Source organism: Methylotuvimicrobium sp. (assembly GCF_050611805.1).
Taxonomy (GTDB): Bacteria; Pseudomonadota; Gammaproteobacteria; order Methylococcales; family Methylomonadaceae; genus Methylotuvimicrobium.
In genome coordinates this window covers 23,736-36,137 of record NZ_JBNGHF010000042.1, presented here as the reverse complement: position 1 = coordinate 36,137, position 12,402 = coordinate 23,736, and the positions used below count along the sequence as shown (strand labels likewise).

At 47.5% G+C, this 12,402-nt stretch carries 13 protein-coding genes; 10 read left to right on the top strand and 3 right to left on the bottom strand.

Annotation, left to right across the window (positions count from 1 at the left end):
- The first annotated feature begins 341 nt into the window (after positions 1–341).
- Positions 342–968 (top strand): guanylate kinase, encoded by a 627-nt coding sequence (gene gmk / locus ACRJJO_RS17075; RefSeq protein ID WP_431066849.1) that lies wholly within the window; start codon positions 342–344, stop codon positions 966–968.
- A 40-nt stretch (positions 969–1,008) separates the two neighbouring features.
- Here the strand turns inward: gmk and ACRJJO_RS17070 are convergent, their stop codons facing one another.
- On the bottom strand, positions 1,009–1,401 hold the full coding sequence (locus tag ACRJJO_RS17070; RefSeq protein ID WP_431066848.1) for a hypothetical protein: 393 nt from the start codon (positions 1,399–1,401) through the stop codon (positions 1,009–1,011).
- A 331-nt stretch (positions 1,402–1,732) separates the two neighbouring features.
- On the opposite strand from ACRJJO_RS17070, the gene ACRJJO_RS17065 reads away from it, so the two are divergent.
- Together ACRJJO_RS17065 and ACRJJO_RS17060 are read left to right on the top strand one after the other, a co-directional pair.
- On the top strand, positions 1,733–2,803 hold the full coding sequence (locus tag ACRJJO_RS17065) for a phosphotransferase enzyme family protein (RefSeq protein WP_431066847.1): 1,071 nt from the start codon (positions 1,733–1,735) through the stop codon (positions 2,801–2,803).
- Between the two features lie 46 nt (positions 2,804–2,849).
- Positions 2,850–4,451, top strand: a complete 1,602-nt coding sequence (locus tag ACRJJO_RS17060) for an NAD(P)/FAD-dependent oxidoreductase (protein ID WP_431066846.1) — start codon at positions 2,850–2,852, stop codon at positions 4,449–4,451.
- Here the strand turns inward: ACRJJO_RS17060 and ACRJJO_RS17055 are convergent.
- Complete coding sequence (locus ACRJJO_RS17055; protein ID WP_431066845.1) at positions 4,441–5,061, bottom strand: sulfite oxidase heme-binding subunit YedZ; 621 nt, start codon at positions 5,059–5,061, stop codon at positions 4,441–4,443. The two genes, ACRJJO_RS17060 and ACRJJO_RS17055, sit on opposite strands and share 11 nt — an antisense overlap.
- 142 nt (positions 5,062–5,203) lie before the next feature.
- On the bottom strand, positions 5,204–6,379 hold the full coding sequence (locus ACRJJO_RS17050; protein ID WP_431066844.1) for an NAD(P)/FAD-dependent oxidoreductase: 1,176 nt from the start codon (positions 6,377–6,379) through the stop codon (positions 5,204–5,206).
- Positions 6,380–6,496: 117 nt separating this feature from the next.
- Between ACRJJO_RS17050 and ACRJJO_RS17045 the strand changes: the two genes are divergently transcribed.
- The 7 genes from ACRJJO_RS17045 to ACRJJO_RS17015 all read left to right on the top strand — a co-directional run bounded on the left by ACRJJO_RS17045 (position 6,497) and on the right by ACRJJO_RS17015 (position 12,359).
- Positions 6,497–7,855: a cryptochrome/photolyase family protein gene (locus tag ACRJJO_RS17045; RefSeq protein WP_431066843.1), complete on the top strand. Its 1,359-nt coding sequence runs from the start codon at positions 6,497–6,499 to the stop codon at positions 7,853–7,855.
- 490 nt (positions 7,856–8,345) lie between these two features.
- On the top strand, positions 8,346–8,867 hold the full coding sequence (locus ACRJJO_RS17040; RefSeq protein ID WP_431066842.1) for a lipocalin family protein: 522 nt from the start codon (positions 8,346–8,348) through the stop codon (positions 8,865–8,867).
- Positions 8,864–9,328 (top strand): SRPBCC family protein, encoded by a 465-nt coding sequence (locus ACRJJO_RS17035; RefSeq protein WP_431066841.1) that lies wholly within the window; start codon positions 8,864–8,866, stop codon positions 9,326–9,328. Before ACRJJO_RS17040 ends, ACRJJO_RS17035 begins: the two co-directional genes overlap by 4 nt.
- A 16-nt stretch (positions 9,329–9,344) precedes the next feature.
- Complete coding sequence (locus ACRJJO_RS17030) at positions 9,345–9,761, top strand: DUF1499 domain-containing protein (protein WP_404359616.1); 417 nt, start codon at positions 9,345–9,347, stop codon at positions 9,759–9,761.
- 31 nt (positions 9,762–9,792) lie between these two features.
- The gene (locus ACRJJO_RS17025; protein WP_431066840.1) at positions 9,793–10,749 is read left to right on the top strand and encodes a YbgA family protein; all 957 of its coding nucleotides are present in this window, start codon (positions 9,793–9,795) and stop codon (positions 10,747–10,749) included.
- 255 nt (positions 10,750–11,004) lie between these two features.
- The gene (locus ACRJJO_RS17020) at positions 11,005–11,910 is read left to right on the top strand and encodes a DMT family transporter (RefSeq protein ID WP_431066839.1); all 906 of its coding nucleotides are present in this window, start codon (positions 11,005–11,007) and stop codon (positions 11,908–11,910) included.
- On the top strand, positions 11,910–12,359 hold the full coding sequence (locus tag ACRJJO_RS17015; protein ID WP_404359620.1) for a hypothetical protein: 450 nt from the start codon (positions 11,910–11,912) through the stop codon (positions 12,357–12,359). The genes ACRJJO_RS17020 and ACRJJO_RS17015 overlap by 1 nt, the downstream gene beginning before the upstream one ends.
- The last annotated feature ends 43 nt before the right edge of the window (positions 12,360–12,402 follow it).

Genomic DNA, 12,402 nt, shown 5'->3' with positions numbered 1-12,402 from the left:
AATGGGCTATGGAATTTAGGTGCTGGGTGAATACGTCCGTGTAGGCTCGACGGCGGAATCTGATTGCCATGGATGGCATGAATGCAGATTTTGCATTACGCCATGGACGGCGTGTATTAGAGCAATGCAGGAGCAATTGCCGAGGAGCAAAAATCTGCCCTGCCGCCGACGCCTGCCGGTCGAGCAACCGCACCCTCTTCGGAACCAACATTGTTTTTCATATCGAAAAATTAGATAAAGAGCCCTAATCTACGAACTTTCACAGTAAGTTTCCCTAGAAAGAGTGAAAAACATATAATGCTCAGTTAAATGCACTCCCTTCATTTAACATCCTTTGAGTCATGACAACCGGCAATCTCTACATCATTTCCGCACCTTCTGGAGCTGGTAAAACCAGTTTGGTTAAACAGTTAACGGAGGAGCTCGACAAGCTGACCGTTTCGATTTCCCATACGACGAGGCAACAACGTCCCGGAGAAGTCGACGGGCAGGATTATTTTTTTGTTTCGGTCGATGAATTTAAGACAATGCTTTCCGAGCAGGCATTTCTTGAACATGCTCAGGTATTCGATAACTATTATGGAACCGCTCGGCAGACCGTTGAGGAAAGTCTTAATGAAGGGATCGATGTGATACTCGAAATCGATTGGCAAGGGGCGCAACAAATTAAAAAAATACTGCCGGATTGTATTGCTATTTTTATTTTACCTCCTTCAGTTAGCGTATTGGAGCAGCGCTTGCGTAATCGAGGACAGGATAGCGAGGAAACAATTGCTCGGCGCATGCGCGATGCGGTGACGGAAATGAGCCATTACGGCGAATACGATTATATGATTGTTAATGATGTATTCGAACGCGCACTGAATTCGTTAATAAGTATCGTCGTTTCGCATCGTTTCCACATCGATAAACAAAGGGAAGCATTGCAGAGTCTGTTACAGGAGTTATTGAGCCGCGAGCAAAAATGATAGCTCCCGGCTCAATTGCCGAAAATCTTTCGTAAGTTGGTTACGGTTCAAATGGCATTTCTGCGACTTCCAGCGTTTTGCGGCGCCTATCGCCTTTTCTTCGGTCTGCAAATTCAATATCAGAATGGTTTTTTCTGATCCGAGGATCGTTTTGCCAGCAGCGGTGAAAATATTCACGCACGATAATCATTTTTCCGTTAATTGGTTGTTTGTTAAGCTTTTTTATCACTCTTGCTCCGGCTGAATCGGGCTCAACTCTGACTAGCCCGTGATATTCATGGGTGTTACGAGTGCTGTCTGTTATTTGTAATATTTTTATCGTGTTAATGTAGCCTTTCTTGGTAAACAATCCTCCGTTCAGTGCCGGCTCGATGAATGATTTGATTTCAAATTTGTTGGTGTCAGACGGAATTCTTCTCATAAAAATGATCATGTCAGTACCACGTGTTGCTTGTTATTTTGAAACGATTCGCTTATTTTGTCGTGTAGTGTAAATCGTTGAAATAGTTAAATAAGTTATATTGCCGGCTGCTGCGATTAGCGATTTAGGGGGCTCGCTGAGCTCTTTGTTTCCGGCTTAGGGACGTTAACTTTAAAACGCAAATTAACACCATTACTAATCACCTGCAACTGTGTTACGGGGCTACGAAAGCAGAAAAAATGTCTATCAACTTAAGATTGGATATATCCCTTTTTGGTTCGATTTCTTTTATTTTGTTCTACTCAGAGCGTCTAATATTTATCCTTTTTTAGTGTAAAGACTCATGCATAAGATAGCGTCTCGGTTTACGCAATCGGTTATCATCCAAATCATCGAGTTGGGTAACGGCCTAATCAACGATACTTTTTTAATCGATACGGTATCCGGGCGTTTTGTTCTGCAACGGATCAATCGTCGGGTTTTTGCCGAACCTAAGTTGATTGTGACCAACTTGACCGAACTTAATAACTATATAACGCAACAAGCTGAATCCGACCTTAAGCTGCGTATTCCTGCCATCGTCAAAACAATTTCCGGAGAAGCTTATTATCAAGATGAGCGGGGCGAGATCTGGCGAGCGCTGCAATATCTCGAAAATACGATGAGTTTCGAAACGGTCGAAGACATTAAGCAAGCTGAGCAAACAGGATTTGCGTTAGGCTATTTTCATCGTTTAGCCAGTGGTTTGAGTATCGATCGTTTGCACGATACCTTGCCCGGTTTTCATATCGCGCCGGCTTATTTGCGGCAATATCAACAAGTTCGTCAAAAGACGGCAATTCAAGATTCAGCAGAAGTTCGGTATTGCGTTGATTTTATCGATCGACTGCAAGCGTTGCCGGAAGTGTTGGAAGAGGCAAAACTAAGAGGAGTATTGGCCGAGCGCGTGATTCATGGCGATCCTAAGTTGAATAACTTTTTGTTCGACCGCGATACGCATCGGGTTGTCAGTCTGATCGATTTAGATACCGTCAAGCCCGGTCTGGTCCATTACGACATAGGCGATTGCATCCGTTCGTTATGCCATATCGAAAGTTCCGACGATTTCGATACGGCGATTTGCGAAGCGGTGTTAACGCATTACTTGACCGAAACGCGAGCGTTTTTTACCGAACACGACTATTTCTATCTTTATCCGGCGATACGGCTGATTCCATTTGAATTAGGTTTGCGGTTTTTTACCGACTATTTGTCAGGTAATGTTTATTTTAAAGTTTCCGAGCCGAAACAAAATCTATGGCGGGCTGTAGCGCAATTCAGATTTTGCGAGAGTATTGAGCGGCATAAGAAATCTATCGAAAAAATCATAACAAAACTGGCTCCGACTGCTTCGAAATTTCAAGTGCGAAAATGATATTTATGAAATAATCCGCGGCTTTAAATCATCTTGCCGAAGTAGCATGCTGCGACTGACCGAACTAAAATTGCCACTCGATCATCAACCGGACCAGCTAAAAACCGCGATTATCGAAAAATTAGTCATTAAACCTTCCGAGCTACTGAAATATACGATATTTAAACGCAGTTATGACGCCCGCAAGCGTGGCGCAATCATGCTGATTTATTCGGTGGATGTCGAAACCACGAAAGAAGCGGAAATTAAGCAACGTTTAGCCAAGGATCCGCAGGTTCGTCCGACGCCGGATATGGCTTATCGCTTTGTTGCGAAGGCGCCCGATGGTCTGGCCAAACAGCCGGTTGTCATCGGTACCGGGCCTTGTGGTTTGTTTGCCGGTTTGGTTTTGGCGCAAATGGGATTTCGTCCGATTATTCTGGAGCGAGGCAAAGCGGTGCGTGAGCGGACTGTCGACACTTTCGGGTTGTGGCGTAAGCGAGACTTTAACCCGGAGTCGAATGTGCAGTTCGGCGAAGGCGGTGCCGGTACCTTTTCGGACGGCAAACTCTATAGCCAAATCAAGGATCCGGGCTATCGCGGTCGTAAAGTTTTGACCGAGTTCGTTAAAGCCGGTGCGCCGCTTGAAATACTCTATGTCAATAAACCGCATATCGGTACGTTTAGGCTGGTTTCAATGGTTGAATCGATGCGCGCCGAGATTGAAGCCTTGGGCGGTCAAATTCGTTTTCAAAGCCGGGTCGAGGATGTCGAAATTGACAATGGTCAGGTCAAGGGCGTAGTGCTTGCCGGAGGTGAGCGTATCGATACCGAGCATGTCGTGTTGGCGGTTGGTCACAGTGCGCGGGATACTTTTGGCATGCTGTATCGACGGGGTGTCTATATCGAGGCCAAGCCGTTTTCTATCGGTTTTCGGATCGAACATCCTCAATCGATGATCGATCAATGCCGTTTCGGGTCGCAGGCCGGACATCCGTTATTGGGTGCGGCCGATTACAAATTAGTGCATCATTGCCGTAACGGTCGCGCAGTGTATAGTTTTTGCATGTGCCCGGGCGGTACGGTGGTCGCGGCAACCTCGGAGCCTGGTCATGTCGTGACCAACGGTATGAGCCAATATTCGCGCAACGAACGAAACGCCAATAGCGCGATCGTCGTTGATGTCGCTCCGGCCGATTTTCCCGGCACCCCTTTGGCCGGTATTGAGTTTCAACGTCGATGGGAACGAAAAGCTTTTGAATTAGGCGGCGGTAATTACGATGCGCCTGGGCAATTGGTCGGCGATTTTTTGGCGGGCCGGCCTTCAACCCGTTTAGGTTCGGTATTGCCGTCCTATACGCCGGGGTTGCATTTATGCGATTTGGCTTCGGCACTGCCGGATTTTGTGATCGAGGCGATCAAAGAAGCGTTGCCGGCATTCGACAAACAAATCAAAGGTTTTGCTATGCATGATGCGGTATTGACGGGTGTCGAAACAAGAACGTCTTCGCCTATCCGTATCAAACGGGATGAGTGCTTGCAAAGCCTGAATACTCAGGGTTTATTTCCTGCCGGAGAAGGCGCCGGTTATGCCGGCGGCATTCTGTCCGCGGCTGTCGACGGTATCAAGGTGGCGGAAGCGGTCGCTTTGGCAATCGTTAATCCTTAACGGCTTCTGTTTTGCTGGCGGTAGTTTTTTTGTTGTTCCTGACGATGCCTCGGATGACAAACAATGCTAATAGAATGAAACCGTAAAACAAAGGTCGGGTCAGATCGGCTTTTACGGTCAAGGCGAAATGTAAAATAGCGAGTAAGCCGATTACATAGACTGCGCTGTGCAGTTTTTTCCAGTTTTTCCCGAGCTTTCTCATCATGTTATTGGTTGATGTAACAGCCAACGGGACAAGCAGTAGATAAGCCAATAAACCCACCATTACAATGGGACTGTTGTAGAGGTCTTCAATAATAAGGGCAAAGCTGAACGAATGTTCGAAACCGATAAAGATGAGAAAATGCACCGAGCAATAAAAAAAAGTGAACAAAGCGACGACGCGCCTGTATTTTTGCAGGCCGGGTTGTTTGAAAATCATCTTAGCCGGCGTAAACGCCAACGTAATCAGCAGAAACCTTAACGACCAGATGCCGCTTTCTTTCGCCAGCGCTTCGACCGGGTTAGGCCCGAGCGAGTCGGTCAAGGCATTCCATAGCATCAGCAGAAAAGGAATCAGAGCGATTATAAAAATGACGCATTTGATTTCGAAGGTCGATAACTTGTTCATCCGACCGCCGATTTCGGATATCCGTGATTATTCATGGGGCAATCACCGGTTGATTTTTGTTTTATTTTGAAGCCAATCTTAACCGTGGCTTAAAAATTAACTTACCACTTTATCGAGATAAGACAACAGTTATCCCACTCATTTAACCGATATAGCTATCCACGCCGGAAAGCAATAGGTCGTATTGCATTTCGGTCGTCTCCTTGATTAAGTAAGCCGGCACGCCTTTGACGATGTTGCCGGGGGCGCCGACCCAGCCGACAGCATCCGAGGGGCCAAGACTTAAGACATAGCCGATATCGCGGTGCATGTAAGGCAAACAAAAACGGGTCAATCCGGCTTCCAACAGAATGTTTTTGGCTGCTGCCCGTCCTTTACGCAGAGCAGATTGAGCCGTCATCGAGTTCGACCCCATCATATCGTAATGCGAACAATCGCCGGCGGTAAATATCCGCGTCAAAGTTTCCTTGTCTAAGCGAATTTGTCCTGAACTATTGGCATGCCATAGCGTTTGCGGTTTTTTCCCTGTGAGCAGCAAGGTTAGCTGCGAATCCGAAATTTCACGACGTTCGCCCTGTTTCTGTACAAGACACGCCGTTTGTTCGGGGCTACTTTCAAAATGCCACTCCGGCATGAATGCGATTCGCTTTTCGATCATACGTTGTTCGACATAATCACCGAATGCATGCGGAAATCGGCCCAGCAATTTTGCATGCGTATCGTACACATTTAGCCGAAACTCGACATGCATCGCTTTTAAGACATGGTCTATTTCAAATGCGAATTGGATGCCGGTCGGGCCGCCTCCAATTAGGTTGATCGTTTTTCCCGGTCCGCCATTGCTAACAAAGCGTTCAAGAATTTCGGCCCCTGAATTCAGTGTCAATGCAGTCAAGTCATAAAAATTAGGCCGGCGAAGCGGCGTACCGGAAGAAGCTCCGGTAGTTATCAGCATAAAATCGAAGGGCAGTATTTCCGTGTCGGTCTTAATAGCCCGTTGATCTTGCCAGTCTTTTAGCCGGTTTTCATTGATATCGACGGCGTATTGCCGATGGTCAAATTGAAAACGTTCGGCCAATGTCTTATAGGAAATGCGAATGCTTTCCAGAGGTCTATGTATGGTTTCGTGTAGTCTCGTGATGATCAAGTGCCAAGGTTTCGGGTCGATCAACGTAATGCGTGCATCGGGAGCCGCTTTTCTCAGCGTTATCAAGGCCGACAAACCTGCATAGCCACCGCCGACGATGACGACATGTAACGGTTGGCCGTCTTGGTTTTCGGAGCTATCAATAGTGTTGTGCGTGGATGTCGTATTCATGGTTTCGCTGGCTTAAGAGGTTCGGGTTACTGAGTCCGAAGTATATATTATCGTCTGAGACTGGCGTTCGAAAAATTTAAGGATAAACTGGCAAGTAGAAAATGATATTGCCAACTGATGACCTGCCATAACAAATCACTTTATATCGTTCGTCGCGACATGCGTATCGATGACAACACGGCTCTGAATGAGGCATTGCGCTTGTCGGAACAAGTGCAGGCTTGTTTTATCTTCGATCCGTCTCAGATTGATGAGCATCCTTATAAAAGTAGGCCGGCGCTGCAATTCATGCTACAAAGCCTGGACGATTTACGGGAGCAATTTCGAGAGCGGGGCGCATATTTGACTATTGTGCGTGGCGAACCCGAGAAAATAGTAAAAGATTGGGTGCTTGCTTGCGGTATCGAGGCCGTATTTGTCAACCGCGACTACACGCCGTTCAGTCGGCATCGCGATTATCGCTTACAGCAAGTTTGTATCGAGCTCGGCATCGCATGGCATTCATGCGCGGATGTGCTATTGAACGAGCCGGAACAGGCCCTCAAAAGCGATGGCTCGGCTTATAAAGTATTTACCGCTTTCTACAATAATGCGCGAAGGATTCCTGTCGGCTTGCCGCAAACTTTGGCGGAAGGCTGTTTTTGCGCACCGCCGGAATGCCCGTTGTACGATTACGAGCCGCTCAAAACAAATGCCGGTTCGAACGTGCAGGGCGGGCGTCGACAGGCGTTGGCAATTTTCGATACTCTGGAAAACCTTAAAGAATATCAAGCCCGGCGGGATTACCCGGCTTTGGCCTCGACCAGCCTGTTGTCGGCGCATTTGAAATTCGGCACCGTTTCGATACGCGAGGCTTTCTATGCCGTACAATGCGTGCTGGGTGACGATCATCCCTTGCTGCGTCAATTTTACTGGCGCGATTTTTTTACGCATATCGCTTACCATTTTCCCGAGGTATTTGGGCATGCGTTCGTGCGCAAATACGACGCATTGCCGTGGCAGAATGATCAGACACAGTTTTATGCCTGGGCCGAGGGAAGAACCGGTTTTCCGATCGTCGATGCCGGGATGCGCGAATTGAATCGAACCGGTTATATGCATAACCGTGTGCGGATGATTACCGCGTCTTTTTTAGTCAAGGATTTGCATATTAGCTGGCGCTGGGGCGAGCGTTATTTCGCGCAGCACTTGGTCGATTACGATCCCTGCGTGAATAACGGCAACTGGCAGTGGGCCGCGTCGACCGGTTGCGATGCCCAGCCGTATTTCAGAATTTTCAATCCTTGGCTGCAACAACAGAAGTTCGATGCGGATTGTGCCTATATTTATCGATGGATACCCGAATTACGCTCGTTCGTACCGAGTATTATTCACCGTTGGGATAAAAAGTTTGCGGCCTGCGACTATCCGAAACCGATCGTCGATCACCGGCTCGAGAGCGAAAAGGCCAAGGCGATGTTTCGCGGGATTGAATGAAACGGCAAATTGGCGTTACTGTAAAGCTAAGCCTATGCAAAGCATTTCCTGATTAGCAAGATGCTTCAGCTTGCTGAAGCCAAGTGTCCAAGCAGGGGCCAGTCGTAGTAGCAAAAACTACAATATGCTGTTACCCAAGCTCCAGCTCTCATCGTTATACATAAATTGTAGGGTACGCTGCGCGTACCAAAGCCGTGCCCTGGCGGTTCGGTTGGCACATGAATATCGCGGGGTTACCATAGTACGCACAGCGTACCCTACGCGGCCCACCTAGCGTTAGGTGAGAGGCCGAGCACCCCGGCGCCTCCTCAGGCACTGCCGAAATTTGAAGTACGAAAGGTATAGGTGAAACGGTAAACTTTGTGGGGTCGAAGTCGTAGGAGGCGCATCGCAATCTTTTTTTAGCTTGGTGGCTTTGGAATGCTTGCGTAATAGGCTACAAGACGGTGCCTACACTATTCAAATTTCAATGTTTGAACACAGGAAAACCATGAAACGTATCATATTAATCGGATTGTTATTTTTAACGGGATGCGTCGATTTGCCGGAAGGTATTACGCCGGTCGGCAATTTCGAAGTCGAGCGCTATCTAGGAAAATGGTATGAGATAGCTCGACTCGATCACCGTTTTGAAAGAGGTTTGACCCATATTTCCGCCGAGTACAGTTTGAGAGAAGATGGTGGCCTTAAGGTAATCAACAAGGGTTACAATACCGAATACCAGGAATGGGATAGTGCCGAAGGCAAGGCTTATTTCGTTGACCAGCCCGATATCGGCCGCCTGAAAGTTTCTTTTTTCGGACCGTTTTACGGCGGGTACAACATCATTGCATTGGATAAGGAAAACTATAGTTATGCGATGATCGCGGGTCCCGATCGCGATTATTTATGGATTTTATCGCGGACGCCGATGCTAGCCCCTGAGATTGTCGAGCGATTGGTTGCTCAAGCGAAGGAGTTAGATTTTGCGGTTGATCAGTTGATTTATACCGAACAAACACAAACACCGTGAAGCTATATCGCCTTTATCGACGTCAGTCATTGAGGCTTTCTTTGTCGGAAGCGTGGTATTTTTTTTCTTCGCCCCATCATCTGAATGACATTACGCCGGAATTTTTCAACGTGAGGATTACATCCGACGTTCCGGATCGAATTTATGCCGGTCTATTGATCGCTTATCGAATGAAGGCGGTATTCGGCTTTCCGATGACATGGCTTTCAGAAATTAGCCATTGCGATGAACCGAATTATTTTATTTATCAACAGCGAATCGGGCCTTTCAAATTTTGGAGCCATGAAGTGCGTCTGACAGAACAAGGCCAAGACGTTGTTTTAGAAGATATCATGTTTTACGCGATGCCTTTAGGTTGGCTAGGCGTTATACTCAATCAATTATTGATTGCCGACAGGCTCGACCGGATTTTTGCGGTCCGGCGTGACTATATCAAGGCAAAATGGGGGAGTGATGATTAAACGGGAGATATTGATAATGCTATGTTTTGCGTGGTTCATTAAAAATGCTCAGGCAGAAAGCGCGCCTGGCTTGGTCGACGGTCACTTGAAAAATTGCCCGGGTTCGCCTAACTGTGTGAACAGTGAGCAGGACGATATCGAACCGATAGCCTTCGGCGATCTTTCGGTGGATGAAGCATGGCAAAAGCTGCAGCAGGCAATTAGCGGCGAAGGCGGCGAGTTGAAAAGTGTTTCCGGCGACTATCTCTGGGCGATTTTCAAAACGCCGATGCTGCGTTTTACCGATGACGTCGAAGCCAGACTCGATTCCGGTAATCGGCAAATTCATTTGCGTTCCGCATCGCGTGTCGGTTATTCCGACTTTGGAACCAATCGTAGGCGTCTGGAATCTATTAAAAACCGTTATCAGCGGTTGTCGAAAGCAGCAGATTGATAGCGCTTGGATATGGCACCATGGAGTGACTATGATGAACGAACACGCACATAAAATCAGGGTTGGCATTAGCAGTTGCCTGCTTGGCGAGGAAGTCCGTTTTGATGGCGGTCATAAAAGCAATGCCTATATTCGTAAAACCTTGAGCCATTATTTCGAGTTTGTGCCTTTTTGTCCGGAGGTTGAGAGCGGCATGAGCATTCCGCGCCCGACAATTCAGCTCAGATATACCGATCGAGGCGTCCGCTGCGTCGGCGTCAAGGACCACAGTATCGATGTGACCGATCAGTTACTTGGCTGTGCTGAACAGCAGCGGAACTGGCTTGCCGGATTATGCGGGTATATCCTGAAGAAGGATTCGCCGAGTTGCGGAATGACGCGAGTCAAAATATATCGAGAGGCTCATGCCGATCGGGTCGGCACGGGTATTTTCGCGCAATTCGTCAAAGACCATTTTCCGCTGTTGCCGATGGAAGAAGAGGGGCGTTTAGGCGACCCGAGGTTGCGCGAGAATTTTATTCAACGGGTCTATGTGATGTATCGATGGAAATTGTTGTGTGCTGAGCCGATAACACCGAGTCGGCTAACTATCTTTCACAGCCAGCATAAACTGATTGCGATGAGCCACGATCAGAACGAGGCGAGGGACCTCGGGCGCTTAGCCGCCAGTGCCGTTAAAGGCAACGCCCAGGAAATTGCAGGGCAATATGGAACTGCCTTAATGCGCTGTCTTAAAAAAACGGCAAGCCGGGGTAATCATGTCAATGTGTTGCAGCATATTCAAGGTTATTTGAAAAAATCGCTCGATGCGGACGATAAAGCCGAATTGACCGAAACGATAGAGCGTTATCGCTTGGGGTTGTTGCCGTTGATCGTGCCGGTCACGCTGCTTCGTCATCATTTTCGCAGACAGCCTGACCCATTTATCGAGCAATCCTATTATATGTCGCCTTATCCTGAAGAATTGACGGTATTGAATGAGATTTAAGATTGGGCTCTCAATCATTTTCCTTTTTCCTCGTTCCCACGGTGGAGCGTGGGAATGCATCTCTGTCTTGTTATTGCAACCAGGGTGTGGGTTCCCACAGTGGACCTTGGGAACGAGGAAAAAAGTGAAAGATGAAAGGGGAAAGATGAAGGATGTGTTCTGTGGGAGTGGTTCCTAGTTCCTTTCTCGGGAAATCTCGTAGCTTCAAGGTGTTATTTGTCACTAAATTGCAAGTTTAGCCCGTGTTTTTTTTAGATGCGCATTTTTCTGGCTTTTTGTTTAATCATCGTACTGTGGTCGACAACGCCTTTAGCGATTAAATGGAGTGGCGAAGGTCCAGGGTTTTTATTCGGCGTTGCCGCGCGTATGGTTATTGGGCTGGCTTGTTTGTTGCCTTTTGTCTTATTTGCCCGGCGTAAATTTCCTGTCGATCGAAAGGCATGGTTGACTTATTTTGCGGTCACGTTGCAAATTTACGGAGCGATGCTGTCGGTTTACTGGGCAGCACAATTTATACCGTCCGGTTGGATCTCGGTTATTTTCGGGTTGACACCGATGCTGACTGCGTTCATGTCGGCATTATGGCTCAATGAACGCAGTCTTGGCTTATTGCAATTAATTGCTTATGGATTGGGGCTTGCCGGCTTATTCGTGATGTTCGGCACGGCTATGGATATTAGCCGGGATGCCGCAATGGGTATCGGCGGCGTGACGCTTGCGGCATTTTTGCAATCGGCCAGCTCGGTTTTAGTCAAACGCATTGGTGCGGCCTTGCCGTCGGTAACGCAAGTGACCGGCGGTTTGTTAATAGCAGTGCCGTTGTATTTGATTACCTGGTATCGAGGCGACGGCGTTTGGCCCGATGTCATTCCGGTGCAGAGTCTGTTATCGATTGTGTATTTGGGAGCCGTTGCCACGACGATTGGATTTGCTCTGTATTATTATGTGCTGATACATGTTCCGGCGACAAAGGTTGCCTTGATCACCTTAGTGACGCCGGTTATGTCGCTATTAATCGGCAATGCGGTCAACCGCGAACCACTTAATGAAAAGGTTCTAATTGGCGCTGGCTTAATCATGGGCGCCTTGCTGCTGCATCAATACAGCAGTTTATTCAGGCGTAAAGAAAAAAACAAAACAGCGATCGTTCCGGAGGGCTAATGCTGGATTTTTTAAAACCGAAAAACGTTAAAATTGCCGAGTCAGTCGCACGACTGTTTCATCCGATTCTTCACGACATAAAGTCTAGTAATGACGGGGCTTTGCCGGTATCGGTATTGCAGGATGATTATTTGATCGGCTATTTGGCGGGGTCGGTAGCAGTGGCCGCGAGTTTTGCGGGCATAACGAATCCTAAGATTAACGGGCTTACCAATCTACACTTTTTTGAACGCTTGTTTCCGAAGCACGGCATGACTATTTGTCGGCAGCACCCGGAAAAAATGTCTTCTTCTGAAGAATATTTGTCAGCCTACCAAGAAGGAGTGGAGGGCTTTAATAAAATAATTGGCGGTTTAGGCGGCAAGGGTTTAAAAGATATAACAGCTAATGACGTGGATTTAGGATCATTAAGCGAGCATATAGCGCATGTTTATCCTCTAACAAGCTAGAAAACCAAAAATATAGCCGGTGGACGTCTAATTGCTGCTATGA

Coding starts and splice junctions, on each gene's coding strand:
- ACRJJO_RS17070 (WP_431066848.1), bottom strand. CDS start 1,401: ATGATCATTTTTATGAGAAGAATTCCGTCTGACACCAACAAATTTGAA.
- ACRJJO_RS17030 (WP_404359616.1), top strand. CDS start 9,345: ATGCTATGTTTTGCGTGGTTCATTAAAAATGCTCAGGCAGAAAGCGCG.
- ACRJJO_RS17020 (WP_431066839.1), top strand. CDS start 11,005: ATGCGCATTTTTCTGGCTTTTTGTTTAATCATCGTACTGTGGTCGACA.
- ACRJJO_RS17065 (WP_431066847.1), top strand. CDS start 1,733: ATGCATAAGATAGCGTCTCGGTTTACGCAATCGGTTATCATCCAAATC.
- ACRJJO_RS17055 (WP_431066845.1), bottom strand. CDS start 5,061: ATGAACAAGTTATCGACCTTCGAAATCAAATGCGTCATTTTTATAATC.
- ACRJJO_RS17045 (WP_431066843.1), top strand. CDS start 6,497: ATGACCTGCCATAACAAATCACTTTATATCGTTCGTCGCGACATGCGT.
- ACRJJO_RS17060 (WP_431066846.1), top strand. CDS start 2,850: ATGCTGCGACTGACCGAACTAAAATTGCCACTCGATCATCAACCGGAC.
- ACRJJO_RS17015 (WP_404359620.1), top strand. CDS start 11,910: ATGCTGGATTTTTTAAAACCGAAAAACGTTAAAATTGCCGAGTCAGTC.
- gmk (WP_431066849.1), top strand. CDS start 342: ATGACAACCGGCAATCTCTACATCATTTCCGCACCTTCTGGAGCTGGT.
- ACRJJO_RS17050 (WP_431066844.1), bottom strand. CDS start 6,379: ATGAATACGACATCCACGCACAACACTATTGATAGCTCCGAAAACCAA.
- ACRJJO_RS17040 (WP_431066842.1), top strand. CDS start 8,346: ATGAAACGTATCATATTAATCGGATTGTTATTTTTAACGGGATGCGTC.
- ACRJJO_RS17025 (WP_431066840.1), top strand. CDS start 9,793: ATGATGAACGAACACGCACATAAAATCAGGGTTGGCATTAGCAGTTGC.